This window comes from Pseudomonas sp. GG8, assembly GCF_052976945.1.
The window spans coordinates 1,185,885-1,212,324 of the sequence record NZ_JBRIIP010000001.1; the positions used below are offsets into that span (position 1 = coordinate 1,185,885).

Sequence of the window (26,440 nt, forward strand, 5' to 3'; positions counted from 1 at the left end):
TTCGGGAACTTCCCAGGCCGTGTGAAACCAATACATTCAGTGGCAAGGCGCTTATACGGCATCGCGCCTTGCCTTACCGTTGTTCGTTCGCTTTCACGCGGCTCGGATAATCTGCGGAGTCAGGCTAAAAACCCACAGCATCCCAAGCCGCGCGGGATTCTAACAGCTTGCAGCGATTGCCGTTAGATGCGCGTCTGCAAGACATACAATAACTCTAGCGCCTGGCGCGGTGTCAGGTCGTCTACTTTGGTTTTTGACAACTCTTCGAGTACCGGGTGCGGAAGGCTGGCGAACATATCGCTTTGCTGTGGGGTCGATGGTTTGCCAGGGACTGATCGGGGCGCCTCATGGGGCAGGCTCGTTGTTTCCAGACGCTGCAAGTGTTCCTTTGCGCGCAGTATGACCTTGGCTGGAACCCCCGCCAGCTGGGCGACTGCCAGGCCATAGCTTTGGCTGGCAGGTCCGGGCAAGACACGATGCAGGAAGACGATTCGTTCATTGTGCTCCGTGGCGTTCAGATGCACGTTTGCAACCAGCGGCTCGCTTTCCGGGAGTACAGTCAGCTCGAAATAGTGGGTGGCGAACAGCGTATAGGCGCGTAACTGGGCGAGACATTCTGCCGCAGCCCACGCCAGTGATAATCCGTCGAATGTGCTGGTGCCTCGGCCGACTTCATCCATCAATACCAGGCTGCGGTCGGTCGCGTTATGCAGAATGTTCGCGGTTTCGCTCATTTCCACCATAAAGGTAGAACGGCCGCCTGCCAGGTCGTCGCTGGAACCGATCCGGGTAAAGATCCGATCCACCAACGACAGCTCGCAACTGGCTGCAGGTACGAAGCTGCCGATGTGAGCCAGCAAAACGATCAGGGCGGTCTGGCGCATGTATGTCGACTTACCGCCCATGTTCGGTCCGGTGATCACCAGCATTCGAGTGTTGTCATCAAGCGCCAGATCGTTGGCGACGAATGGACTGGTCAACACTTGCTCGACAACCGGGTGCCGGCCTTGTTCGATGCGCATGCACGGCTCATCGACGAAGCGTGGGCAGTTCAGGTCAAGGTTCAGCGCGCGCTCAGCCAGGTTGCTCAGTACGTCCAGTTCAGCCAATGCCGCAGCCGTGTCTTGCAAGGGCGCCAAATGACCGATCAGGTCTTCGAGCAACGCTTCGTAGAGCATCTTTTCGCGAGCCAGTGCGCGGCTCTTGGCTGACAGCGCCTTGTCTTCGAACGCCTTCAACTCAGGGGTGATGAAGCGCTCGGCGCCTTTGAGCGTCTGGCGTCGGATATAGTCGGCGGGCGCCTGCTCGGCTTGCTTGCTTGGCAGCTCGATAAAGTAGCCGTGAATCCGGTTGTAGCCGACCTTGAGGTTGGCCAGCCCCGTGCGGGCTTTTTCTCGGGCTTCCAGATCAATCAGAAACTGTCCGGCGTTTTCGCTGAGCGATTGCAGGTCGTCGAGCTCGGCGTTGTAGCCGGTTTTCAACACGCCGCCATCACGAATGACTGCAGGCGGGTTGTCGATGACAGCTCTTTGCAGCAGGTCCGCTAATTCCGGGTAGGTGCTGGTCGTCAGCGCCAGTTGCTGGAGGTGCGGTGCTTCCAAATCAGTCATTGCTCGTTGTAGCTCGGGCAATGCCGCCAGGGCGTCGCGCAGGCGGGCCAGATCACGCGGGCGTGCGTTGCGCAGGCCAATCCGGGCGAGAATCCGCTCGATATCGCCAATTTCCTTCAACTGCGGCTGCAGGTGTTCAAAGCGGTAACGTTCGAGCAGGCATGTGATCGAGCTTTGTCGGGCTTGCAGCACGCTCAAGTCACGTAACGGGCGATTCAGCCAGCGTGTCAGCAGGCGACTGCCCATGGCGGTCTGGCAGCGGTCCATGACCGATTGCAGAGTGTTTTCGCGTCCGCCTGCCAGATTGGTGTCCAGCTCCAGGTTGCGTCGACTGGCGCCATCGAGTACGACCGTATCATCCAGACGTTCATGGCGCAGGCTGCGCAAATGCGGGAGAGCGGTGCGCTGGGTTTCTTTGGCATAACCGAGCAAACAACCTGCGGCTCCGATAGCCAGTGTCAGGTTCTCGCAACCAAAGCCTTTGAGGTCCTGGGTAGAAAATTGCTGGCACAGGCTTTTAAACGCCGAATCGCGCTCGAAGTCCCACGGCGCACGACGCCGGGTCCCTCGTCGCTTCTCGGCGGGCAAGCCCTGTGGCCAATCATCGGGGATCATCAGCTCGACTGGATTGATGCGCTCCAGCTCCGCCAGCAGGTTTTCCCAGCCCTTGATTTCAAGAACACTGAAATTGCCACTGGTGATGTCCAGAACAGCGAGGCCAAACAGGCGTTCATCGCCCAATACCGCAGCAATCAGGTTGTCCCTGCGTTCGTCGAGTAGCGCTTCGTCGCTGACCGTGCCGGGTGTAATGATTCGCACGACCTGACGGTCCACCGGGCCTTTACTGGTCGCGGGATCGCCGACCTGTTCGCAGATCACTACCGACTCGCCGAGCTTCACCAGCTTCGCGAGATAGCCTTCGGCCGCATGGTAAGGAATCCCACACATAGGGATCGCCTGTCCCGCCGACTGGCCGCGCGCAGTCAACGTGATATCCAGCAGCTTGGAGGCTTTTTTGGCGTCTTCGTAGAAAATTTCGTAAAAGTCGCCCATGCGATAGAACATCAACTGATCAGGGTGTTGATTTTTCAACCGCCAATATTGCTGCATCATCGGGGTGTGGGAAGACAGGTCAGTCAATGCTTTATTCATCGGTTTTTTAGGCGAATTCGTCAAAAGTGTGGGCCAGATGTCGGGCGCCTTGCGGAGCTCATCGACGTGGATGAAGTCCTGTGCCCGTCTGTTTTTACAATGGGCGCAAGGTTAACACGCACGATCTTGCCTCGCAGAGTGGAGCCTGGCGAAAAGCCTGGTTACGACTTTGCGATGGGCTATTGCGCAGAGATGGCTACGCTTGCATTCAAGCTGTTTCATTCCAGAGAACAGCAGGAACAAGGATGTTCTTATGTCGAATAAACGTGGTCGAGATGCAGTCAATGGTCGCTTCATCTCTGTCGACGAGGCAAAAAAGCGCCCCAGAGAAACAATGATTGAAACCGTTAAAAAACCGGTCAAGAGAGGTCGGTAGCCATTCAATCGCGCGTGATCCAAGGGGCGGAGTGGTCGAATGCTTCTGTCCTTGCACGTATAAAAAGCTCGTGTACGGTGTCTCGTCTGACGTGCTGAAAATCGGAGAAGGTCGTGGATGATATTACCCAGCTTGCGGCTGTACTCGGCAAGCATCTGCAATCGTTGAAGGCGCAAGTAACCACCGCTGAATCCTGCACGGGGGGAGGGATTGCCGAGGCGATTACCCGTATACCCGGCAGCTCTACCTGGTTCGAGGCCGGTTATGTCACCTATTCGAACGCGCAAAAGACCCGTCAGTTGAACGTGCCAGCCGAACTGTTCGGTTCGGTGGGAGCGGTCAGCCGCGAAGTGGTCGAGGCCATGGTGTCGGGCGCACAGGAAAAAAGCGGGGCACAGTTTGCTGTCGCGGTCAGTGGCGTTGCCGGGCCTGATGGTGGCTCGGCGGACAAGCCGGTAGGGACGGTATGGCTTGCATGGGGCGCGGGACAGCAGCTCGTTTCCGAGCGCAGACAGTTTGACGGTGACCGTGATCAGGTCCGCCGACAAACGGTAAAGGCCGCGCTAGAGGGGCTGATACAGCTCGCGGCTGGAGAAATACTAAAACGGGGGTAGGCGAGCGCTCCACCCTGTGGAATAATACTGTCTACTTATACAGGTGTTGTGGCCGTCAGGCCTTATTGATTACGTGAGGACTTCAATGGACGAGAACAAGAAGAAAGCCTTGGCTGCGGCCTTGGGTCAGATCGAGCGTCAATTCGGCAAAGGTGCCGTTATGCGCATGGGGGATCATGACCGCCAGGCGATTCCTTCTATTTCTACCGGCTCACTCGGGTTGGATATCGCCCTCGGTATCGGTGGCTTGCCACGAGGCCGAATCGTTGAAATCTACGGTCCGGAGTCCTCGGGTAAAACCACGCTGACGCTTTCGGTTATCGCTCAAGCCCAAAAGCTGGGTGCTACCTGTGCATTCGTCGATGCTGAGCACGCGCTCGATCCAGAATACGCAGGCAAGCTTGGCGTCAATGTTGACGACCTGCTGGTGTCGCAACCCGATACCGGTGAGCAAGCGCTGGAAATCACCGACATGCTGGTGCGCTCCAACGCCGTCGACGTTATTGTGATCGACTCCGTAGCAGCCCTGGTTCCGAAAGCTGAAATCGAAGGCGAAATGGGTGACATGCACGTAGGCCTTCAGGCCCGTCTGATGTCACAGGCGTTGCGTAAAATCACCGGTAACATCAAGAACGCCAACTGCCTGGTCATCTTCATCAACCAGATCCGTATGAAGATTGGTGTGATGTTCGGTAGCCCTGAAACCACCACAGGCGGTAATGCGCTCAAGTTCTATGCTTCGGTCCGTCTGGACATCCGCCGTACTGGCGCGGTGAAAGAAGGTGATGAAGTTGTAGGCAGCGAAACCCGCGTCAAAGTCGTCAAGAACAAAGTGGCTCCGCCGTTTCGTCAGGCTGAGTTCCAGATTCTCTACGGCAAGGGTATTTACCTGAACGGCGAGATCATTGATCTGGCTGTACTTCACGGTTTTGTAGAGAAATCCGGTGCCTGGTACAGCTATCAGGGCAGCAAGATTGGTCAGGGCAAAGCCAACTCGGCCAAGTTCCTGGCGGATAATCCGGAAATTGGTGCGAACCTCGAGAAGCTGATTCGTGAAAAGCTGCTGACTCCGACTGCCGATACCAAGGCATCGCCTGCCGCCGACACCAAGGCATTACCTGTTAAAGGTGCCAAAATGGCTGCTGCTGATCTGGCCGAAACCGACGTCGATATCTGATACAGCCTATGACAGCGGTGCTTGATACGCCTGTCGCCGTAAGGCGTACTGCAATGGACCTGCTCGCACGTCGCGAGCACGGTCGAGTCGAGCTGGCGCGCAAGTTGCGTCAGCGCGGCGCCCCTCCTGAATTGATCGAACCTGCCCTTGACCGGCTTACGGAAGAAGGGTTGTTGTCCGAGTCGAGATACCTCGAAAGCTTCGTTTCTTACCGTGCTCGCTCGGGTCAAGGGCCTTTGCGCATCCGTGAAGAGCTTGGGCAGCGTGGCTTGCCACGAGCAGATATAGAGCAGGCATTACGCGAGAGTGGCTTCGACTGGCAGGCTCAGCTGGAAGAAACCTGGCGACGCAAGTTTGCCGGGAAGCTACCGGTGGACGCTCGCGAGCGTGCGAAGCAGGGACGTTTCCTTAGCTATCGGGGTTATCCGCTGGACATGATCGGCCGCTTGTTGAGCGGCCGGGGTGCGGATGACTGAGCGAAGTGGACAAGCCGCTGAGCTTGCCCGGGGCAGGACCCCTTACGTGACCTTTAGCGGTTCACGTACACGGGTTTGTTGCTGAGGAGGGGTTTTGGCCCAGCTTTCCGGTTTGTTGATGTAATCGACCAGTTCGCGCAGGCGACCCTGGTTTCTTCCATTAAAGTTAAACACCAGTCGCACAAGGTGGCTGAACTGCGGTTCGTCGTGCTCTTCACCCATGTACATATGCTGATGGAAGGTGTCACTCAGCCGCAAGTCGGCAAACGCCTCTTGTATGTAGTCGAGTGACTGCTGGTTGAGCGGGTGATTCATCCGAATCACAAACAGACTTTTCAGCCACCGGGTGGAATGGAAGTTGTTGTAGAACTGGTTGATTTCATCGACCGCTTCTTCCGCGCTGTAAACCAGTCGCAGCAACTTCATGTCGCTTGGCAAAATGTAATGATTGGCCTCCAGTTGATGGCTGATGAAATTAAGCGCCTCTTGCCAGAAGCTGCCACCGGGTGTGTCGAGTAAAACGACAGGCACAAGTGGGCTTTTGCCAGTCTGAATCAGCGTCAAGACTTCCAGCGCTTCATCCAGCGTGCCGAAACCGCCAGGGCATAGCACCAGTCCATTCGCTTCTTTAACGAAGAACAATTTGCGGATAAAGAAGAAGTGGAAAGGCAGCAGGTTGTCAGTGCCTTCAACGGTGGGATTTGCATGCTGCTCGAAAGGCAGGGTGATATTGAAGCCCAGGCTATGGTCGAGCCCCGCTCCTTCGTGTGCTGCGGCCATAATGCCGCCACCGGCACCAGTAATCACCATCAGGTCGGAGCGCGCCAAGGCGGCGCCTACTTCCCGTGCCAAGGCATACAGCGGATGTTCTACAGGTGTACGAGCCGAGCCGAACACGGTGACTTTACGACGGCTCTTGAATTGTTCCAGTATCCGGAAGGCGTGCTCAAGTTCACGCAATGCTTGCAGGGTTATCTTGGCGTTCCAGCGATTGCGGTCGTCCTGCGCCATGCGCAGAACAGTCAACATCATGTCGCGGTAGAGCGGTAGATTGGGGCTGTTGGGAGCAACCAGGCCGATATGTTCTTCAACCTTGCTGGTGAGGTCGAAACCATTGCTCTGGAAGTGTCGAGACAAAAAATCATTCGGTTCATAAGGCATTCAGACTTTCTCCTTCTGCAGAACCACTGATCGTGCCGACATGATCGACACGACCGCGACACATCGTGTGTCGCTGGCTGCCCAGACATTTGCCCGAGCATTACAGCTGGCTTTGGAGCGCCAGTTTCGCACGGATATCGTTACCGAGTGATCCATACTGATTCTGCTTATGTCCTTGGGTTAAAAGAAAAACATGGGTACTACGTAACAGTACGGGCAACCCCCTTTTTGCCCTGAAAATTTAAAAGCCTTTTAAATGTATAGACCCTGCTTGTCGCCGTATGAAATTTTTTACCGATACTATTTCTTCACCGCGCAATCAGCGGCTTTGAAAGCCTGGGTCGCAACCGGGCGGTTGGTTTTGTATTCGGTGAACTCATACTTGAGCAGTGCGCCCTTGGCCATGAGTTGACGGTAACCGGTGTTGTGGCAAACGCTGTCGCCCAATTGGCTGCGAACTGCGTCCGGGTTGCTGCGCATCTTCATGGCGTGGCTTTCGCGCACGCTAAGGTGATTGATCAAGACCTTTCCTTCAACCGTGTAACCCTGATCCAGAATGTCTTCATTGATCGCCCGCGGTGTGCCGACGCTGCTTTCCATAGCAACTTTTTCCAGCATTTTGCTCAGTTCGAAATCCTGCTTGGAGGCCGCTTCGGCGCAGAACGGTACTGCCAGCAAAAGCGAGAGGGAGGGGACGATAAGGCGCAGCATGAAACTCTCCTGATTCAGTGACTGGCCGTTGGACCAGCGACTTGAAAGTGCGTTCACTGCCGGGGTCGGTAACGACAAAACCGATCACACGCAGAGCGTGTTTGCCTGGGCAGGCTCGAATGGTCGTGCAGTATAAAGTAAACAAAGGGCAAGGAAACAAAGGGCGCGACATCGGCCTCTGATAAACTGCTTCGACTTTCTATCTGCCGAGATCCTGCTGTGTCGATACTTTGTATTTGTCGGCGTCATCCGCAATGAGTCATGCCGTTTCCCGGCTGCGAGCCCAACGCCTGGCGCGTAGTATCAAGCCTTTTACTGCTCGAGGCTCAAGGGCTGAGCGTTGCCCGGGGTGCCGGGTGATTTTCAGCTATTGCCTGTGCGCCTGGCGTCCGAAGGTGGCGGCCAAATCAGCCATGTGTCTGTTGATGTATGACGTCGAGCCGCTGAAACCGACCAATACGGGCTGGTTGATTGCCGATGTCATCGAAGAAACTCATGCGTACGGTTGGTCGCGGACTGAAGTCGATGCCGAATTACCGGCATTGCTCAATGATCCACAGTGGCAACCCTATATCGTGTTCCCCGGCGAGTTTGTCGCCAGCGAACGTGTGGTCACCGAGGTGAAGCTAGAAGAAGGCAAGCGCCCGCTTTTTATTCTGCTGGACGCAACCTGGAGCGAGGCACGCAAGATGTTTCGCAAGAGCCCGTATCTGGATCATTTTCCTGTGCTCAGCCTGGAGCCGGAACAGATTTCCCGCTATCGACTGCGTCGCTCAAAGCGTGATGATCATTTTTGCACCGCTGAAGTGGCGGCGCTGTGCCTTGAACTGGCCGAGGACAACACCGCCGGTGGCGTGCTGGACGCGTATCTGGATGTCTTCACCGCACACTATCTGGCAGCCAAACATCAGCTTCCGGTCGACCTCGACGATGCGTCGCATACTCATCTCAAGGCTTTTTTATAGGGCCATTACCGGCTCAGGTTTTTTTGGCCACAACTGTGCTAGCAGCATACCCGCAAGCATCAGCGCGCAACCGAGGTAGCCCTTCGGGTGCAGCGACTCTCCCAGCAGTAGCGCACCAGCAATGGCGGCAAAGACGGCTTCGAGGGAAAGAATAATCGCCGCATGGGAGGCGATAGCATCTTTTTGTGCAACGACTTGCAGGGTATAACCGATCCCCACGGCAACCACACCGCCGTACAGCAGGGCAGGGCCGGCGGCGATGATCGACTGCAACTGTATGTCTTCGAAAATCAGCGCCAGGATCAGGCTGATGACCGAGCAGGTCAGAAATTGCAGGAACGCGAGGCGGATCGCGTCGTGGCGGCTGGCAAAAACGCCGACCAGGATTACATGTCCGCCCCAGACAAAGGCCCCGATCAATTGCAACCAATCACCTGAGGCGACGTGGAAATTGTCCCCGACACTGAGCAGGAACATGCCCGCCACTGCCAGCCCTGCGCCAAGCCAGGTGCCTGTTCCGGTCTTGTGGCCCAGCAGCAGGCCCAGGAGCGGAACTACAATGACATAAAGACCGGTGATGAATCCGGCGTTGGTCACGCTGGTAAACAGTAGGCCGACTTGTTGCAGGTTGATGCCTGTGCACAATGCCAGCCCCATCACAATGCCACCGAGCAGTAGGCCGCGCGTCATTAGAGGCTCGGGCTTTGCAGCGCCGGAGCGACGGAGGAGCAGCAGGGGCAACAAGCATAACGAGCCAAGGGCGAAGCGCAGGCCTGTATAGAGATATGGCCCAATATGGTCCATGCCTGAAGTTTGCGCGACAAAGCCGGAGCCCCAGATCATTGCGGTGATCAGCATTAACAGGTCGGCCCGCAGGGCTTGTTTTCGCATGATGACGCTCTAGTTGGGAGGGTGCAGACTTTGCCGTAAAGCGTTGAACTTGACCACCCCGACTTCGCTCGTCATCCTTGTCACCGAAATAACGCTTGAACGCTGGTTTTTGTAAGTCTTGGCGTTGAACGTACCGTGTTGGTACCGTGAGTTTGCTGGCATCGATGGATGCCTTCGTGAGCGCTGAATCCATTAGTGCTCACCTAAACAGGATCATTGATAAATGACATACGAAATCCTGATTGCTGATGACCACCCTTTGTTTCGCAGTGCACTGCGTCAGGCCTTGAGTCTGGGGTTGGGTCCTGAGGCTAAGTTAGTTGAAGCCGAAAGCATTGCCGAGCTTGAAAGCTGTCTGACCGATAAGGCAGATTGGGACTTGGTGTTGCTGGACTTGAACATGCCTGGCGCTTACGGATTTTCTGGCCTGGTCCTGTTGCGCGGACAGTACCCGCAAATCCCGGTGGTGATGGTGTCGGCGCAAGAAGAGGCATCCATCGTGGTTCGCTCGCGCGAGTTTGGCGCCAGTGGCTTTATTCCCAAGTCCAGTTCTCTTGAGACCATTCAGCAGGCCGTACGTACGGTGCTTGATGGCGATGTCTGGTGGCCGCCGCAAGTCAATGAAGCCATCAGCGTTTCGGCTGAAGCCAAGGCTGCCAGTGCAGGTCTGGCGAGTCTCACTCCCCAGCAGTTCCGGGTATTGACCATGGTCTGCGAGGGGTTGCTGAACAAGCAGATCGCCTACGAACTCAGTGTTTCGGAAGCCACGATCAAGGCTCATGTCACGGCGATTTTTCGCAAACTCAATGTTCGCACTCGCACACAGGCTGCTTTGCTCTTGCAGCAAATGGAATCAATTCCGGCCAACTAAATGCTGTATTCGGCCCGGATGCTCACGCTTTTTTGACTTTTGTTAAATTAGCCTTCCTTGTCTTTTTTACGCAGTTACCCATCTATGTCGCCCTTTAAAGGCCAAACAGGCCTGAAACGTATCTTCAACGCTACCGGCTATTCGTTTGATGGTTTGCGTGCCGCCTACACAGGTGAAGCTGCATTTCGTCAGTTGGTGCTCCTCAACGTGATCCTGATACCTCTGGCCTTCATGTTCAATGTCAGTCGGGGTGAGCGTGCGGTTCTGATTGCCGTATGCCTGCTGGCGCTGATTGTTGAGTTGCTCAACTCCGCTGTTGAGGCGGCCATTGACCGGATTTCGCTGGATTTGCACCCATTGTCGAAAAACGCCAAGGACATGGGCAGCGCGGCGCAATTCATTGCGTTGGGTATGATCGGCCTGGTGTGGGGTGTGATTCTGCTGGGTTGATGGTTCGCGGATAGCTGGATGGCTCAGGCAATACTCGGCAGCACTATTTCGTCGCTACGCTGAACCCCTGCGGTGAATGCGCGACACAGGTCGAGAAATTCGCGCATGGCAGAGGTCTGGTACTTCTGCTTGTGCCAGATGAAATAGAACTGCCGCGACAGGTCCAGCTCCGGGGTTTCCACCGCCACTAGGCTACCGCGGCGGATGGCATCGCGCAGTGCCAGACGAGAAATACAGCCAATACCCAAACCAGACTCGACTGCTCGCTTGATAGCTTCGGTGTGTTCCAGCTCTAAACGCACATTCAGGGCGTTGCGGTGGTGGCGCATGGCTTGATCGAAAGTCAGGCGGGTGCCTGAACCTTGCTCCCTGAGGATCCAGGCTTCCTGGGTCAGTTCCTCCAGGGTGGCGTGTCCGCGTTTAGCCAGAGGGTGCTGCGGGGCGCAGAAAACCACCAGTTCGTCTTCGACCCACGTCTGAACTTCGATGTCGGGATGGGTACAATCACCCTCGATCAGACCTAGATCAATTTCGTAATGGGCAACCTGCTGCACAATATTCGCTGTGTTTTGCACGCTCAGCTTCACTTGGCTCTCGGGATGGCGCTGCATGAAACTGCCGATCAAGAGCGTGGCCAAATAATTGCCAATGGTGAGCGTGGCGCCGACTGCCAATGAACCGAAGCCGGATTTGCCATTGAACAGGTCCTCGATCTCCTTGGCCTGATCCAGCAGCGCTACCGCTTGTGGCAGTAGCTGGCGGCCCGTTGCGTTCAGGCTCAAGCGTTTGCCGGCGCGATCAAATAATTGGCAGCTGGATTGACGCTCCAGCTCAGTGATAGAGGTGCTGGCCGCTGATTGCGAGAGTGACAAAAGCCCGGCAGCGCGCGAGACGCTTTCCTGCTGAGCGACGGCGACGAAGACTTGAAGTTGACGCAGAGTAAATCGCATATCTATATAACCGATAACCCATATCTTAATAATTCATTTAACAGATATTGTGCTTGCCACTAGAATGACGCGCAATAGCGCTCAGAGTCAGCGCGAGCGAAATTTTCCGGAGCCCCCGTACATGAGCAACATGAATCACGAGCGTGTCCTGAGCGTCCATCACTGGAACGACACCCTCTTTAGTTTCAAGTGCACCCGTGATCCAGGTTTGCGCTTCGAGAACGGTCAGTTCGTCATGATCGGTCTTCAGCAGCCGAACGGGCGCCCGCTCATGCGCGCTTACTCGATCGCCAGCCCGAACTGGGAAGAGCATCTCGAATTCTTCAGCATCAAGGTGCCTGATGGTCCCCTGACGTCGCAGTTGCAGCATTTGAAGGAAGGCGACGAGATCATCATCAGCAAGAAACCGACCGGCACTCTGGTGCTGGACGATCTCAAGCCGGGCAAGCACCTGTATCTGCTCAGCACAGGAACGGGGCTGGCGCCGTTCATGAGCGTCATTCAGGACCCGGAAACGTATGAGCGCTTCGAGAAGGTCATTCTCTGCCACGGCGTACGTTACGTGAACGAGGTTGCCTACCACGAGTTCATCACTGAGCACTTGCCGCAGAATGAGTTTTTTGGTGAAGCATTGCGTGAAAAGCTGATTTATTACCCAACCGTGACGCGTGAGCCGTTCGAGAATCAGGGCCGCCTGACCGACCTGATGCGCAGCGGCAAGCTGTTCAGGGACATCGGTCTGCCGCCGATCAACCCTGAGGATGATCGTGCAATGCTGTGTGGCAGCCCGAGCATGCTCGATGAGACCAGTGAAGTTCTCAACAGCTTTGGCTTGAAGGTGTCCCCGCGCATGCGTGAGCCTGGCGATTACCTGATCGAGCGCGCCTTCGTCGAGAAGTAAGGTCAGCCGATTCAGAAAAAACCCGCTTCGGCAGTCAATGGCCGAGCGGGTTTTTTCTTTTGCGGCATGTTGCTTCACTGTGTCGCAGGCACGACCTCAAGCACGCGTATCAGCCCGTTTTGCGGGTAATGCCAGCGCACATCAAGATCCCAGAGCTGTGTGCCGTAGCGGCGCTCTGGTGTCGGTACCTGGTAAGCCGGGCGTGGATCCTGCGCCAGACATTGCTCAATCAGCTCGACCAATGGCTCATTCAGACGTTGCGCGTGTTCACGGGCCTGAAGCAACGCGCTGCCTTCCCATTGCACTGGAATCAACTTCGGCGCGGCACTGGCAATGGTGTTTGTGGCGCCCTCGACGCTATCGGCGTAGGGCACATACGGTTTGATGTCCAGCACCGGAGTGCCGTCCAGCAAGTCGATGCCCGAGACCCAAAGGCGCCCAGGCTCTACCTTCTCCAGCTTCACCACCGACTGACCAATGCCGTTAGGGCGATGAGTCGCACGCGTCGCGAACACGCCCATGGTCTGGTTGCCTCCGAGGCGCGGCGGGCGAACCTTCAGGCGCGGCTTTTCTTCCAGAGTCTGATGGAAAAGAAAAAGTAGCCAGATATGGCTGACCTGCTCAAGCCCTTGCACGGCGTCGGCATGGTCGAAGGGTGCCACCAACTCCAGGACGCCACGCGCAGCGGGAGCCAGTTGAGGCTGCCGGGGGATGGCGAATTTTTCCTTGAAGCAGGAGCGCATGAAGCCGACGGGGGAGACGTTGTAAGTCATGGTCATGATCTTGGGTCGAGGTCCGTCGGGTCATCCGTTTTGAAGCAGGGGACTCAGGCGCGAATGCGTAGCGTCAGGCCCTTGAGGAAGTTGCGCAGCAGCTGGTCGCCGCAGGTCCGGTAGTTGCTGTGGCCGAACTTGCGGAACAGCGCGCTCAGCTCAGGCTTGGACACCGGAAACTCGGCCGCCTTGAGAATGGCGTGCATGTCGTCTTCCTTGAGTTCGAAAGCAACCCGCAGTTTTTTCAGCACGGTGTTGTTGGTCACCGGCACTTCGATTTTTTGCGGGGCGCGGCTGTCGTCCTTGCCGCGCTTGAAGATCACCAGGCCATCGAGAAAATGCGCCATGACTTCATCGCTGCAATTCAGATAGCCTTCTTCTTCCTCGTCCTTTTTCATGAAGGCGATCACGTCGTCCTTGGACACGTCCAGGCCACCCAGCTTGATGATATCCACGACTTTGCCATCGCTGATATCGAGCATGTAGCGAACGCTACGCAGTACGTCGTTGTTCATCATTGTTTACGGTCCTGATAAGTCTGATGTGAACGTCGCACGGGAAGCCTGTGCGACGCTGAAATGTGGGGCGCGCCGGCTTAGAATTTTTCCTTGCCGGACAGGTAACGCCATTGGCCTTCTGGCAGCTTGCCCATGGACACACCGCCGATGCGGATGCGTCGAAGGGACACGACCTTGAGGCCGACGCTTTCACACAGTTGGGCAATGACGCCGGGCTGGGGGTTCTTCATGGCGAAGCGCAGGCGGTTTTCGTTCTGCCAGCTGGCTTTTACTGCCGGCAGTTCCTTGCCCTTGTAAGTCAGGCCGTGGTTGAGGCGATTGAGACCATGGGCTGCCATGGTCCCTTCGATCTCGACTACGTATTCCTGTTCGATCTTGCTGCGATCGTCGGTCAACTTGCGCAGTATTTTCCAGTTCTGGCTGAAGACCATCAACCCGCTGGCGTTGGCTTGCAGGGTCGAAATGGGCGACAGGCGCATGAAGTGCCCTTTGAGGGGGCGCTTACCGTACCGATGCTCTTCGGACAAGGTGCCGGGGGTGATCAGTTGCAGCGCGCTTTCGGCGTCTAAGTTCGCCGGCTGATGCAAGAGAATGGTCACTGATTCCGGCGCAGTTGCTTTTGCCTCGGGGTCGAGCTCGATTTTCTGGTTATCGACTTTGAACTGCGGCTCTTCAATGACTTCACCGTCAACCGTGACCCAACCGCCTTCGATAAACAGTTCAGCCTCCCGGCGGGAGCAGCCGACCAGCTCGACAAGGCGTTTGGAAAGGCGAATGGGGTCTGTCATGACAAAGAGCCGTTACTTAAGGGGAAAGACGGCTATTGTACCCGCGCACGCAGTGTTAATCGCGGCCACATTGAAAATGCCTTCAAGATAGGTGGTCGTTCTGTGCTTTTTCGTTAGCGAAAGGCCATCCAGGAACCCATCGCGGGTGACGCCTGGTCCTGATTGGCTAAAGCGTGTTCCCTGGAGTCTGGTTTATGTCCAAATGGCTTGCCGCATTGATAATGAGCGTCAGCTTGCCGTTGTTCGCTGCTGAAACGCCGTCCTACGGCCCGCAATTGCAAGGTTTCGAGTATCCCTATCCAGCACAGAATTTTGCTTTTGAGTCTCAGGGTGAACAGATACAGATGGGCTACATGGACATCAAACCGTCCCATACGTCCAATGGGCGCACCGTTGTGCTGCTGCACGGCAAGAATTTTTGTGGCGCGACCTGGGGAGGGACAATCAAACCGTTGAGCGACGCGGGGTACCGGGTAGTTGCGCCTGATCAGATCGGTTTCTGTCGGTCGAGTAAACCTGAACATTACCGCTATACGTTCGAGCAATTGGCGCAGAACACCAACGCGCTGCTCACCCATCTGGGCATAGACCACGTCATTGTGCTCGGGCATTCCATGGGCGGTATGTTGGCTACCCGTTTTGCATTGATGTACCCGCAACAGGTCGACCAACTGGTCTTGGTCAACCCCATCGGTCTTGAGGACTGGAAAGCCAAAGGCGTGCCTGCTCTCACGTTCGAGCAATGGTATGCGCGCGACTTGAAAACCAATGCCGACAGCATCCGCAAATACCAGCAGGCGACTTATTACGCCAACCAATGGCGCCCGGAGTTCGATCATTGGGTCGATATGCAAGCGGGCATGTACAACGGCAAGGGGCGTGACGAGGTGGTCCGCGCCTCGGCACAGACCTACGAGATGATTTTCAATCAGCCGGTGTTCTACGCGTTCGAACGCCTGAAAATGCCCACCCTGTTAATGATCGGGCAAAAGGACAACACCGCCATCGCCAAAGACCTGGCCCCCGAAGCATTGCGCAAGACATTGGGTAACTATCCCGAACTAGGCAAGGCCGTGGCCAAGCGCATTCCTCATGCAACGCTGTTTGAGTTCGACACGCTGGGGCATGCGCCACAAATCCAGGACCCAGAGCACTTCAACAAGGCCCTGATTGACAGTTTGCTTGACTGATCGTCAGGGCATGCAGCGCAGGCTTCATTCAATGGGGCCTGCTCAGTCGCATGTGCAGTAACGGGTAAGGCTGACCCATGCCATCCACCTCCGAACGACCGATTACCTCAAACCCCTGCTTGAGGTAGAACCCCAGCGCTTGAAGGTTTTGCTCGTTGACGTCCAGTTGATCGGCGTGGAAGTGCTCAATAGCATGAGCGAGCAGCAACTTGCCCAGTCCTTGGCCGCGGTGCTCAGGATCGATGAACAGCATTTCGACCTTGCCCGCGGCAATTCCGGCGAAACCGGTGATTCGTTGCCGAGTGTCTTTGCTGCAAATCAGCATCACCGCATCCAGATACTGATTGAGCACCATGCTCTTGAGCATCGAGATATAAGAGCTGGGCAGGAAATCATGGGTGGCCCGTACCGAGTCTTCCCAGATACGGGCGAGTTCCGGGTAATCACTTTGTCGTGGCGTATGAATGACCGAATGACTGCGCATACAACCTGTCTCCTTAGACAAAAGTGTCGGTCCGTGACTCGGCAGCTTTTTAATGTCGATTTTTTTGAAGTGTGATCTTGTGTTGATTAAATCTAATAGAAAAAAAACAGCTCGTTGGTGATTTTTTGTAGGGGCTCTGATTGTCGAGTCTGCCACGTTTTCCTGACAGGTTTCGACGGTGTCGGATCAAGCCCACTCGATATCGGGAAGAGTCTTACGTGTTCCTTGCAGTGTGACTGGCATTCGCTGAGTCTGTTTTCAATGACACTGCGTGCCCCTTCCAACACGAAGATGCGCGCATGTCTCATCCCGGCCTTACCCCGAAGCTCTCTCTGGACATCAACGGGCAGCAGCAAACTGACTTGCAGGTGTTGAGTTTTCACGGGGCCGAGGCGCTGAGCCGACCCTATGAAATCAACATCGAACTGGTGAGCAGGCGCTCATCCCACGCGTTGGACGGCTTGCTGCATAAAGCGGCCTACCTGAGATTCGGGGCGCAAGGGCAGGGGTTGCACGGTCATATTTATGCGATCCGCAAAGGCAAAACAGGCGGGGCGTTCACCCATTACCATCTGGTGCTGGCGCCTTATCTGGCTTTTCTGGAACATTCGAGCCATCGCCGTTCGTTCCAGAAAATGACCGTGCCGGAGATCATTCTTGAGGTGCTGAAAGGGCATCGCATGCTGAAGGGCACCGATGCATCGTTCGACCGCATCACGGGGAGCGTGGCGCCGCGCGACTACTGCGTGCAGTACGACGAGTCGGACCTGCACTTTCTCAGCCGGTTATGCGAAGAAGAGGGGATTTTCTATCGGTTTGAGCACACGCCAGACAGTCATTGCCTGATCTTTGCCGACGATGAAACCCGATTCCCGCAGCAATCTCCGCAGGTGTTGCCGTTCAAACCGGCCAGCGGCCTGGTGGCAGAAGGTCCGGCGGTCAAGGCCTTCGGCGTGCGATTGACGGCCCAAACCAACCATGTCGCCCTGCGCGACCATGACTTCAAACAGACCCATATCCCGCTGCAGAGCCTGCAAAACCCCACGCGAACCCAGGCGCAATGGGAGAGCGGCGAAGTCCCCAAATACGGTCCCTACCTGGAGGATTACGTCTACCCCGGGATTTTCGAAGAAAAAAGGCGCGGTGACGTTTTATCCAAGCGTGCGCTTGAGCGCCATCAAACCGGGTTTCGCCTGGCGGATGGCGAGAGTGATGCGTCGCTTTTGCGCAGTGGATCGCGCGTGCACCTGGTTCAGGATTACGCCCCTGAAACCCACTGGGTGCTGGTTTTTGTACAGCATGAAGCAAGACAGCCGCAGGTCCTCGAAGAGCTGGCCGACAGCAGCCCGGTTGAAGACGGGCGCATCGTTCAGGGGTACCGCAACACCTTCACCGCCATTGCGGAAGCGGTCCAGTTCCGTCCGGCGCTGGAGCACCCGAAACCGCGAATCCACAGCATCCAGACCGCCAGGGTCACCGGCCCTGTGAATGAAGAAATCTACTGCGACACATTCGGTCGGGTCAAAGTCAAATTCCACTGGGATCGCAGCGAACAGGACGATGAAACAACCAGTTGCTGGGTGCGGGTTGCGTCCAGTTGGGCAGGCGATGGGTATGGCGCCGTCACCATTCCCCGAGTGGGCATGGAGGTGCTGGTTTCCTACTTGGAAGGGGACGCCGACAGGCCGGTTATCGTCGGCTGTTTGCCCAATAACCTGAACCCCGTTGCGTACGGACTGCCTGAAAACAAGACCAAAAGCATCTTTCGCAGCCGGAGTTCCAGTGCAAGTACCGGTTTCAACGAAGTTCATTTTGACGACAAGAGCGGGGCGGAACGGGTCTACCTGCGTGCCCAGCGCGACATGGAACAGCTGATCCAGAACGACAGCCGGACTGAAATTTGCGGTCAGCGCCTGGAAACCATCAAGGGCAACAGCACCTCGGTACTCAACGGTGAGGAACACCGGACCCTCACCGGCGAGCGCAAGGTTCAGTTGCTGGCGGGCGATCACCTGCAGGTGGCAGGCAGCAGCCACACCCGTGTGGGTCAGGTGTTGGTGAAAGAAGCCGGATTCGAGGTGCACCTCAAATCCGGCGTTAACCTCGTCATTGATGCTGGCGTCAGCCTTACGTTGAAAGCGGGTGGTCAACACATCCTCATCAGCCCTGCCGGGATTTTCAGCAGCGTGCCGATCGTGTTGGGCGGGGTGCCAGTGCCGGGAATAGCGGCGATACCATTGATGCCGGGGCAGGTTCAGCCCCTGGTTGCCGGCAGCGTTGCTGCATCGCAGGGGCAAGTCGAAAAAATCCTCAGTGGACAGCTGACGTGCCCGTTGTGCGAGATGAACACGCCGGTCCCGAAGAGCGTTTAAGGTGACAAGCGGCGTTTCACCGCTGATTTTTAGCCCTTACTTCTGTTTTGCTTCAGCGATCTGCACTTCAACGAAGTGCTGAATCAACGAGACCTGCGGCTCTTGCTGGCGCAGGTCTTTGACCATTTTGCTCATGCGCTGCAACTTCTCGCTGGGTTTGGCCCATTCAGCCTCTGGCAACGGAGCGGACCATGCCTGCATCGCCTCGGGCACGGCGGCGCGGCCCATGTTTTTGATGCGGCGGATCTCCCATTCGGTGAGATGGTTGGGCAGGGTCCAGAGGGTCATGACGTGGTACAGGTACCACCAGAACGGATAACCCCAGCCGACTTCGCCAGTCTTGCGCCGACGGCGCATGCGTTCGCGAGCGTTGTAGAACGTGTGCAGCCCTTCATGCGGAGGATCGTCGGGGCCTTGCAGGTCGAGCGGGTCCTGAATGTCCTTGAGCGTGTGGACCTCGTACTCCATGTACGCACGAATCGCCTCCCAGTTGCAGATGGCCAACTCAACACCGGCGCAGTGAAACTCCAGGGTGTACTGCTGATCGTGAGGCGGATGGTAAAAACCGAGGCCCATGGCGTACTGGATGTTCAGGCCATATTGGGTAACCCCTCGGGCCTGGACGACCCACGCCGAGAGTGATTCCCAAGGGACGAAGATCGGTTCGGTCTGGCCTGTGGGGACGAAACAGACTTCACGGCGTTGGCGGTTGAAGCGGGTGGGGACGAGGGTTTCGTATTTGGCGAGGTGGTTGAGGGAGATGATTATGCCGAGGGCTAGAGCGAGGCCGCCGCCCCACGCGCCGATTTGCAAGCCAGATGTGATCATACCCAATGCAAAATCAACAGAACTTTTTAGATTCTCTCCTAGGAATAATCCCATTAGACCAAAGATGATTGGAGCCAAGAAGGCGACCATAACAAAGCATGAAAATGGTCCCCCCACAATTAGTTGCCAACTAAATGTAGTCGGTAATCCCAGCCCAAAATCCATATAGGTGTCACTTATCGAACTCACTGCATTTCCATAGTCCTGAGCCGGCATATCGGTAGGCAATGGAACGGGGGCCAGATAAATAACCTGTCCACCGGGGAAGTTTTCGATCATCCCGGCATACGGTTCACGGCTGATCGGTGGCGGCGCGTTAAGGGGCGGCTTAGCCATATCAGTCGTCCTCCTGTGGCAGATGGAGGAGGTCGATCAGGGCGTCATCGCCGTCCTCTTCTTGACTCTCTCGTTTTGCTTCAGCGATCTGCACTTCAACGAAATGCTGAATCAACGAGACCTGCGGCTCTTGTTGGCGCAGGTCCATGACCATTTTGCTCATGCGCTGCAGCTTCTCGCTGGGTTTGGCCCATTCAGCCTCTGGCAACGGAGCGGACCATGCCTGCATCGCCTCGGGCACGGCGGCGCGGCCCATGTTTTTGATGCGGCGGATCTCCCATTCGGTGAGATGGTTGGGCAGGGTCCAGAGGGTCATGACGTGGTACAGGTACCACCAGAACGGATAACCCCAGCCGACTTCGCCAGCCTTGCGCCGACGGCGCATGCGTTCGCGAGCGTTGTAGAACGTGTGCAGCCCTTCATGCGGAGGATCGTCGGGGCCTTGCAGGTCGAGCGGGTCCTGAATGTCCTTGAGCGTGTGGACCTCGTACTCCATGTACGCACGAATCGCCTCCCAGTTGCAGATGGCCAACTCAACACCGGCGCAGTGAAACTCCAGGGTGTACTGCTGATCGTGAGGCGGATGGTAAAAACCGAGGCCCATGGCGTACTGGATGTTCAGGCCATATTGGGTAACACCTCGGGCCTGGACGACCCACGCCGAGAGTGATTCCCAGGGGACGAAGATCGGTTCGGTCTGGCCTGCGGGGACGAAACAGACTTCACGGCGTTGGCGGTTGAAGCGGGTAGGGACGAGGGTTTCGTATTTTGCGAGGTGGTTGATAGTAGTGATTAGAAATATGGCAAGTGTTATGCCAGCGCCCAAAGCTCCGTATCTCAAGCCAGACGGAATCATATCCAACGTAAAGTTGACGGAGCTTTTTAGATCCTCCCCTACGAGTAGTCCCATTAGGCCGAATATCGCTGGAGCCAGGAAAGCAGTCATACAAAAAAAGCTAAAGGGACCACCTAGTGTTGCCTGCCAACTGAACACCGATGGCGTTCCAAACCCAAACTCCATGTAGGTTTCATTTACTTCACCTACCGCACTTCCGTAGTCCTGAGCCGGCCTGTCGGTGGGCAAAGGAACGGGGGCCAGATAAATAACCTGGCCGCTGGGGAAGTTTTCGATCATCCCGGCATACGGCTCACGACTGATTGGCGGAGGCGCGTCAACGGAGGCTTTAGCCATATCAGTCGTCCTCCTGTGGCAGATGGAGGGGATCAATCAGGGCGTCACCGCCTTCCTCTCCTTCAAACTCTCGTTTCACCTCAGCGATCTGCACTTCAACAAAGTGCTGGATCAACGAGACCTGCGGCTCTTTCTGGCGCAGGTCTTTGACCATTTTGCTCATGCGCTGCAACTTCTCGCTGGGTTTGGCCCATTCAGCGTCTGGCAACGGAGCGGACCATGCCTGCATCGCCTCGGGCACGGCGGCGCGGCCCATGCTTTTGATGCGGCGGATCTCCCATTCGGTGAGATGGTTGGGCAGGGTCCAGAGGGTCATGACGTGGTACAGGTACCACCAGAACGGATAACTCCAGCCGACTTCGCCCGCCTTGCGCCGCCGGCGCATGCGTTCGCGAGCGTTGTAGAACGTGTGCAGCCCCTCATGTGGCAGATCGTTGGGGCCTTGCAGATCGAGCGGGTCCTGAATTTCCTTGAGCGTGTGGACTTCGTACTCCATGTACGCGCGAATCGCCTCCCAGTTGCAGATGGCCAACTCAACACCGGCACAGTGAAACTCCAGGGTGTACTGCTGATCGTGAGGCGGATGGTAAAAACCGAGGCCCATGGCGTACTGGATGTTCAGGCCATATTGGGTGACCCCTCGGGCCTGGACGACCCAGGCGGAGAGTGATTCCCAAGGGACGAAGATCGGCTCGGTTTGGCCTGTGGGGACGAAACAGACTTCACGGCGTTGGCGGTTGAAGCGGGTGGGGACGAGGGTTTCGTATTTGGCGAGGTGGTTGAGGGAGATGACTATGAACAACCCAAACATTAGCCCAGCGCCAATAGAACCGTATTCCAGGCCAGAAGGAAACATGCCTGTTATGAAGCTGATTGCCTCCTCTAGATCGCCGCCAAGTCCCAGAACGATCAAGCCAACAAATAATGGCATTAAAAAAGCGGTCATAAAAAAAAAGCTCGTGGGACCGCCTAGCCCTGCTTGCCAACTAAATACTGATGGCAACCCTAAGCCGAAGTCCATATAGGTGTTATTGACTTCACCTACAGCATTGCCATAGTCCTGAGCCGGGCTGTCAGTGGGCAATGGAACCGGGGCTAAATAAATGACTTGGCCACTGGGGAAAGACTCAATCATCCCTGCATACGGTTCACGGCTGATCGGCGGAGGCCCTTTAATGGAGGGTTTAGCCATACCAGTCATCTTCCTGCGGCAGTTGGAGGGGATCAATCAGGTAAAAAGTGCATTTCTCCCCTTGAGGTTCAAGGTTCTTATCAGCGATCTCACCGCCTTGGCCGTCGAGAGGTACGCGGAATTGATAAACGTTGAGTAAGTAAACGCCATCCTCGGGGCTAAAGTCTCCGAGCTCAACGGTGACCACCAACTCGTCGCGTTCGGTGGCGGTTGGGCGATACTCGCGAGTGGGTGCCTCAAGCTCCAGAACCAAGGGTGTCGCTTGTTTGATCCGAAGTTTTTGGATCAATGCGTCAGTCGCGACAGTCCAGCGCTCTACCGGGTTGACTCGCGTAGTGTGAGTGCGGACTTCATAGCCGCCTATCCGGAGCACGGTTTTGGCTTTGCTGTTGCCAAAAGGCTTCATCAAATCGGCGCTGGAGGTGGTGGGCAGGTGCAGCACCATCCGGGTCGTCGATGGGGTGCTCTGATTATCGGATTGCTCGGGCCATACCTCGATTTTTGGGGCCTTGACCTGAACGTGCAGATTTTTTTGGTACTCGCTTAGCGGCAGCGACAAACGTCGATCCGTATCTCTGCTCCAGGGAGTAGTCTGCAGCCATTGGTCATGGCGGCTGAGGTTATAGCGGTTGTAAAACCAAGTGCCTGACAGCTCCAGAGCTGTGAACAGGATCCCGGCCATATTGACGCGGAAAAATATCGTGGACAGACGTGTGCCTGCTGCGGCCCAAGCTGCCAGGCGGGCTTCGGTTTGAAATGCGACGGACAGGACATTCCTGGCAGCTATAGTTGTTTCAACAAGACCGTAGGCGTTGCTCAATATAAAGCCGCTATTGCCCACCATGCTCAGCGTGGCGCCCGCTTGTGCTGCGCTATTACCCTCGCGTGCGGCGTTAAGCCAGTTGTTATGGGCGCTATTCAGACTTATCGCGGCTGCGGCAATTCCGGCCGTATATCCAACAAGTCCGAGCCCAACGTGTAATTTGCCCATCTGCACATGAATACTCTTCAACTCAGCCGCTTTTAGGTTTTTACCCAATTGAGCGGCTTGAGCACCGAGCGCTGTATCGGCAATCCCTTGCGCGGCCCCAAAGCCTGCTGCGACTGTAGTGAAAAGAGGACTCCACAATGGACCAAGGTCTTTTTCCTGACCCGGTTGGGCTCTGACCTCCCTGATCACCTGCACAAAATTCACCAACTGCGCCGCAAACACCAACAGCCCAGCCCCATCCCCTAATAGTCCCGCTGTAGGCGCAGCCCTCACTCCTTGTCGATAGTTATCCAGCAACGAGCGCACCTGCGCCTGCTGCTCGGGAGGAAACACCAAGGCCAACCCCGGCGTGCCGGCCGTCGCTGTTTGCAGATGAACCGCGCCCTCTGGCAGTTCACGAATCGGGCTCAGCATCCGGGCCAGTCGCTCTTCCAGAACGTTAAGTTTCTGTTGAGTCTCAGGCCGCTGGTTTTCCAACTCTTGAGCCAGCCAGTGATCTTTTTCCGCACGATAGCGACGGGCATTGTTGTTCAGGGAACGCAGGTATCTACGTTTCGCCTGCACCTCCTTGACCGTCTCACCCAAGGCTTTCAGGTCATCGGCATCTGCTATTTGAAAACTGACCTTCTCGCGCCGGGCCGCGTCGAGCAGCGAAACCCCGAAGGTCTTGGGCAGGTAGCGAAACAGTGCCTCGATGTCCGGCATCTGGCCTTTGTCCAAGGCCTGCATGAAGTCGTGCAGCCCTTGTTGCACGCCCCACTGCACGGCGGGGGCGAGGGTGCCCCAGGCGGCGGTGGCATTGACTTGCGTGGGGTGGGGCAGGGTCTCGATGTCCGGCAGGTGGCCGGCAAACAGCGTTTTCAGCTTCTCGATCCACTCCGGCGCGCTTTTAAGCAGTCCCCAGCCCGCATTGGTGAACAAGGCGAATTGCGCGGCCAGTTCGGTCTGTACGCTCAGCGGCAAGGTAAAAAACAGTGCGCGGCTCTGCTGCGCATTTTTATCCAGCCAGGCGAGGACCTTGTCGTTGGCGGTGTCGCTGCGGCACACGTCTTTCAGGCAGTCGTATTGGGTGAGCAAGGCGTGATCGATCTGCTCCAGATCGTTGGCGTCGTAATACCAGGCGGCGCGGTGGAAACGGTTGTGGGTCAGCATCTCCAGTCGGTCGTGGGTGATGCGGTCGAGCAGGGCGTTCCAATGCGCGAGCTTGGGGCGTTGCTCCTTGAGGAAAGCGTCCATGCGTGGACGGTCGATCAGGTCGTTGATCCCACGTTGGCCCCAGCGTGCGCCGTACAACAGGTCTCTTAGCCGCTTATCCTGTTCCCGGTGCAGCTTGACCAGGGTTTGCCAGTGGGTAGCGATGAAGTCGGGGTCGGCGGCGGCAAGTTTTTGTTTGAGGTAGTAAAGCTCGACGGCTTTTTCCAGTTCGCTGACCATGTTGTAGCCAATGGCTCGCACGGGGCCGAGCTGGATGCTTTTTAGTTGGGCCTTGAGGTCGGGGGGATGATCGGGGTCCGAAACACCGGGCAGCGGATTGGCAACCGGATCAAGGTTCAGCACCTCCAGCAACGCCTGCCGCGTTTCATCGCGCTGTGGTTCGGGCAGCGCTTGCAGATCAAGCAATAACGCCTTGAGCGCAGGGTCATCGGTGCTCTCGGCCATCTTGCTGAGGTGGGCGGCACTGATCTGGCTCAGCGATTCGATGTAGCAGCCCAGCAAGTAATCACGCTCCGTGTGGCCCGCTTCCTGACCGCTGCGGGCCCAGTCATCGATCCAGCCCACCACCTTGTCCTGATAGTTCGCCAGGTCGTGCATCACGCCGATATCGTCGCGCACGGCGAGGAACAGGAAGTCGCTTTTGTGATCATCGCTGACCTGGCTGGTCAGCTCCTCGATCAAGGTCTGACGAAACAGCGGTGGGTGTTCCCACAGATACGGAATGTTTTCTTCCGGGGTAAGGCCTTGATGAGGGGCATCGTGATCCTGCACCACCTCGGCCAGCCATTTCTTCGCGTGCCGCTCATGCAGCAGCGGCGCGACGATGTGTTCGCTGTTGACCGGCGCAAGGTCGATGCACTGCATGAAGTGCTCGCGCTCGGTGGCGCTATCGAGCACCTGCCGGCACTTGGCGACGGTCCACTGCACCTCCGAGTAGGCGACATGCAGGACGCTGCTCTTGGAGACGATCATTTCGGGAGGATCGCCCAGGGCGAGGGTCCGGTGATCCTCTTTGACCTCCTTGCCGTCGAACAGCCAGTGTTCCAATGACCCCTGCTTGATGCTGTACTCGTTCAGGCCGGTGGCGCTGTCGATCACGTACAGATAACCGTCACGCAACATGCGTAGACCCAAGGGGCGGCTTTGCAGCGTGTAAGGCATCGCCAGATCAGCGCTCGGATCGAGACCGTCTTCAACCAGGCCGTAACGTACCGGCAGCAGGTGAATGGTTGTTTGCATGAGTGGGCAAACCCCGACTTCGCCGAAGGGCGTGGCGCTTTTGGATTGGGCGACCAGATTGGCCAGATGACCGCGAGGGGTCATGAAATCGGTCATGGCAGGCACCTTTTCTGGGCCAGATCAGCAATGCGTTCGATGCGCTGGGCCTTGGGTGAACTGGATTTAGGGTCTAAAAGGCTGACGATGTCGGGGTCTTTCCGTAGCCCTTGTTCGTCCACAAAGCCATGGGCATTGGCGTACAGGTACAGTTCTTTTTCACAGTCAAAACCGTGCTCGACAGCACGGCGCGCCAACGCCTGCAGATGCTCCCGATACTGCTGATCCGTTAACTCAGCCTGGTAGTCAGGGAAGTAGTGCTTCATGTGCCGGGAGAGTTCGGTCACCCGTTTGCGAAAGCTGGCGTCGTCGAGACTGTCCCACTGCTTTTCGTTAAACCGGTAGGGTGCATCGTGTTTCGGGGGCGGCATTTCGCCGGGGCGGGTGTAGCGATGCCAGCCGCTACGCGCAAGGTCTACGGTGAATATATGCTGGCAGGGACCGAACAGCATGGAGTCTGGATATTCCGTTCCAAACAGGGCATCTGCCACCGGCGGGTAGGCCATGCGCAGCAGCATTTCTTGCCCGGACGGATGCTCAATGACGGTCAACCAGCGCAGATGCGCAACCACTTGCTCCCAAGGCTCATCGCTGACGAGCAGGAAGCCCCACAGCTGATCGACATTTTCCAGGAACTGCGCCAGTGCAGGGTCGCCCGCACCTTTCAGGCGGACAAGACAAGGGGATAGGTCTCTAAACTCGGCAAGCCGAGTGGTGAGATAAAGTACGTCTACCCTTGGAGTCTCGGCCCACTCGAATAGACGCGGCAAAAGCTTCTCGACCTGTACCGCATCAAGCAGCAGGCCGACGCTTTGTTGCCAGGGGAAATCTTCTGGCAGTGCGATCCGTTTAGCAGTGGCCGATCCCATTCGCACAATCCTTCGCGTTTCTCGAAAGCGACGACTATGACGGGAATAGAGC

General features: G+C 56.6%; 23 protein-coding genes. 9 read left to right on the forward strand and 14 right to left on the reverse strand.

Annotated elements, in window-relative coordinates:
• Positions 1-182: 182 nt before the first annotated feature.
• Positions 183-2,750 carry a DNA mismatch repair protein MutS gene (gene mutS / locus ACVBEG_RS05750; RefSeq protein WP_447108443.1) on the reverse strand — a complete coding sequence of 856 codons (2,568 nt, stop codon included), beginning with the start codon at positions 2,748-2,750 and terminating at the stop codon, positions 183-185.
• 501 nt (positions 2,751-3,251) lie between these two features.
• On the opposite strand from mutS, the gene ACVBEG_RS05755 reads away from it, so the two are divergent.
• The 3 genes from ACVBEG_RS05755 (at position 3,252) to recX (ending at position 5,405) form a co-directional block, all read left to right on the forward strand.
• The gene (locus ACVBEG_RS05755) at positions 3,252-3,752 is read left to right on the forward strand and encodes a CinA family protein (protein ID WP_322180443.1); all 501 of its coding nucleotides are present in this window, start codon (positions 3,252-3,254) and stop codon (positions 3,750-3,752) included.
• Between the two features lie 85 nt (positions 3,753-3,837).
• Positions 3,838-4,929 carry a recombinase RecA gene (recA, locus tag ACVBEG_RS05760; protein ID WP_322180441.1) on the forward strand — a complete coding sequence of 364 codons (1,092 nt, stop codon included), beginning with the start codon at positions 3,838-3,840 and terminating at the stop codon, positions 4,927-4,929.
• An 8-nt stretch (positions 4,930-4,937) separates the two neighbouring features.
• A complete protein-coding gene (gene recX / locus ACVBEG_RS05765) occupies positions 4,938-5,405 on the forward strand; it encodes a recombination regulator RecX (protein ID WP_322180439.1) in 468 nt (155 codons plus the stop codon).
• Positions 5,406-5,447: 42 nt separating this feature from the next.
• Here the strand turns inward: recX and ACVBEG_RS05770 are convergent, their stop codons facing one another.
• Positions 5,448-6,566 carry an LOG family protein gene (locus tag ACVBEG_RS05770; RefSeq protein WP_322180437.1) on the reverse strand — a complete coding sequence of 373 codons (1,119 nt, stop codon included), beginning with the start codon at positions 6,564-6,566 and terminating at the stop codon, positions 5,448-5,450.
• Between the two features lie 300 nt (positions 6,567-6,866).
• Positions 6,867-7,277, reverse strand: a complete 411-nt coding sequence (locus ACVBEG_RS05775; RefSeq protein ID WP_322180435.1) for a quorum-sensing-regulated virulence factor family protein — start codon at positions 7,275-7,277, stop codon at positions 6,867-6,869.
• Between the two features lie 254 nt (positions 7,278-7,531).
• On the opposite strand from ACVBEG_RS05775, the gene ACVBEG_RS05780 reads away from it, so the two are divergent.
• Entirely contained in the window at positions 7,532-8,242 is a 711-nt protein-coding gene (locus tag ACVBEG_RS05780; RefSeq protein ID WP_322180433.1) for a tRNA-uridine aminocarboxypropyltransferase, read from the forward strand.
• Here the strand turns inward: ACVBEG_RS05780 and ACVBEG_RS05785 are convergent.
• Positions 8,237-9,133: a DMT family transporter gene (locus ACVBEG_RS05785; RefSeq protein WP_322215310.1), complete on the reverse strand. Its 897-nt coding sequence runs from the start codon at positions 9,131-9,133 to the stop codon at positions 8,237-8,239. The genes ACVBEG_RS05780 and ACVBEG_RS05785 overlap by 6 nt on opposite strands.
• A gap of 223 nt (positions 9,134-9,356) precedes the next feature.
• Between ACVBEG_RS05785 and erdR the strand changes: the two genes are divergently transcribed.
• Both erdR and ACVBEG_RS05795 read left to right on the forward strand, forming a co-directional pair.
• Positions 9,357-10,004 (forward strand): response regulator transcription factor ErdR, encoded by a 648-nt coding sequence (erdR, locus tag ACVBEG_RS05790; RefSeq protein WP_219061272.1) that lies wholly within the window; start codon positions 9,357-9,359, stop codon positions 10,002-10,004.
• A gap of 84 nt (positions 10,005-10,088) precedes the next feature.
• Positions 10,089-10,454 carry a diacylglycerol kinase gene (locus ACVBEG_RS05795; RefSeq protein ID WP_322180428.1) on the forward strand — a complete coding sequence of 122 codons (366 nt, stop codon included), beginning with the start codon at positions 10,089-10,091 and terminating at the stop codon, positions 10,452-10,454.
• A 23-nt stretch (positions 10,455-10,477) separates the two neighbouring features.
• On the opposite strand, the gene ACVBEG_RS05800 is transcribed toward ACVBEG_RS05795, so the two are convergent.
• Positions 10,478-11,404, reverse strand: coding sequence for a LysR family transcriptional regulator (locus tag ACVBEG_RS05800; RefSeq protein WP_322180426.1), 927 nt, complete (start codon positions 11,402-11,404; stop codon positions 10,478-10,480).
• A gap of 121 nt (positions 11,405-11,525) precedes the next feature.
• On the opposite strand from ACVBEG_RS05800, the gene fpr reads away from it, so the two are divergent.
• On the forward strand, positions 11,526-12,305 hold the full coding sequence (fpr, locus tag ACVBEG_RS05805; RefSeq protein ID WP_219061275.1) for a ferredoxin-NADP reductase: 780 nt from the start codon (positions 11,526-11,528) through the stop codon (positions 12,303-12,305).
• A gap of 74 nt (positions 12,306-12,379) precedes the next feature.
• Here the strand turns inward: fpr and tsaA are convergent, their stop codons facing one another.
• The 3 genes from tsaA to ACVBEG_RS05820 form a co-directional block, all read right to left on the reverse strand.
• Positions 12,380-13,078, reverse strand: a complete 699-nt coding sequence (gene tsaA, locus ACVBEG_RS05810; protein ID WP_322215312.1) for a tRNA (N6-threonylcarbamoyladenosine(37)-N6)-methyltransferase TrmO — start codon at positions 13,076-13,078, stop codon at positions 12,380-12,382.
• Positions 13,079-13,131: 53 nt separating this feature from the next.
• Positions 13,132-13,596: a YehS family protein gene (locus ACVBEG_RS05815; protein WP_219061277.1), complete on the reverse strand. Its 465-nt coding sequence runs from the start codon at positions 13,594-13,596 to the stop codon at positions 13,132-13,134.
• A 77-nt stretch (positions 13,597-13,673) separates the two neighbouring features.
• Positions 13,674-14,384, reverse strand: coding sequence for an rRNA pseudouridine synthase (locus ACVBEG_RS05820; RefSeq protein WP_447107440.1), 711 nt, complete (start codon positions 14,382-14,384; stop codon positions 13,674-13,676).
• A gap of 194 nt (positions 14,385-14,578) precedes the next feature.
• Here ACVBEG_RS05820 and ACVBEG_RS05825 point away from each other — a divergent pair, with 194 nt between their 5' ends.
• Positions 14,579-15,574, forward strand: a complete 996-nt coding sequence (locus ACVBEG_RS05825; protein WP_322180420.1) for an alpha/beta fold hydrolase — start codon at positions 14,579-14,581, stop codon at positions 15,572-15,574.
• Between the two features lie 28 nt (positions 15,575-15,602).
• Here ACVBEG_RS05825 and ACVBEG_RS05830 read toward each other — a convergent pair whose 3' ends face one another.
• Positions 15,603-16,058: an acetyltransferase gene (locus ACVBEG_RS05830; protein WP_322180418.1), complete on the reverse strand. Its 456-nt coding sequence runs from the start codon at positions 16,056-16,058 to the stop codon at positions 15,603-15,605.
• Positions 16,059-16,357: 299 nt separating this feature from the next.
• Here ACVBEG_RS05830 and ACVBEG_RS05835 point away from each other — a divergent pair, with 299 nt between their 5' ends.
• Positions 16,358-18,430 carry a type VI secretion system Vgr family protein gene (locus ACVBEG_RS05835; RefSeq protein ID WP_447107441.1) on the forward strand — a complete coding sequence of 691 codons (2,073 nt, stop codon included), beginning with the start codon at positions 16,358-16,360 and terminating at the stop codon, positions 18,428-18,430.
• Positions 18,431-18,466: 36 nt separating this feature from the next.
• Here the strand turns inward: ACVBEG_RS05835 and ACVBEG_RS05840 are convergent, their stop codons facing one another.
• The 5 genes from ACVBEG_RS05840 to ACVBEG_RS05860 form a co-directional block, all read right to left on the reverse strand.
• Positions 18,467-19,258 (reverse strand): hypothetical protein, encoded by a 792-nt coding sequence (locus tag ACVBEG_RS05840; protein ID WP_447107442.1) that lies wholly within the window; start codon positions 19,256-19,258, stop codon positions 18,467-18,469.
• Positions 19,259-19,595: 337 nt separating this feature from the next.
• Positions 19,596-20,786 (reverse strand): hypothetical protein, encoded by a 1,191-nt coding sequence (locus ACVBEG_RS05845; protein ID WP_323568076.1) that lies wholly within the window; start codon positions 20,784-20,786, stop codon positions 19,596-19,598.
• Position 20,787: 1 nt separating this feature from the next.
• Positions 20,788-21,732, reverse strand: coding sequence for a hypothetical protein (locus tag ACVBEG_RS05850; protein ID WP_447107443.1), 945 nt, complete (start codon positions 21,730-21,732; stop codon positions 20,788-20,790).
• Positions 21,733-21,970: 238 nt separating this feature from the next.
• Entirely contained in the window at positions 21,971-25,519 is a 3,549-nt protein-coding gene (locus ACVBEG_RS05855; protein WP_447107444.1) for a toxin VasX, read from the reverse strand.
• Positions 25,516-26,388 (reverse strand): DUF4123 domain-containing protein, encoded by an 873-nt coding sequence (locus ACVBEG_RS05860; RefSeq protein WP_323565967.1) that lies wholly within the window; start codon positions 26,386-26,388, stop codon positions 25,516-25,518. The genes ACVBEG_RS05855 and ACVBEG_RS05860 overlap by 4 nt, the downstream gene beginning before the upstream one ends.
• Positions 26,389-26,440: the final 52 nt, after the last annotated feature.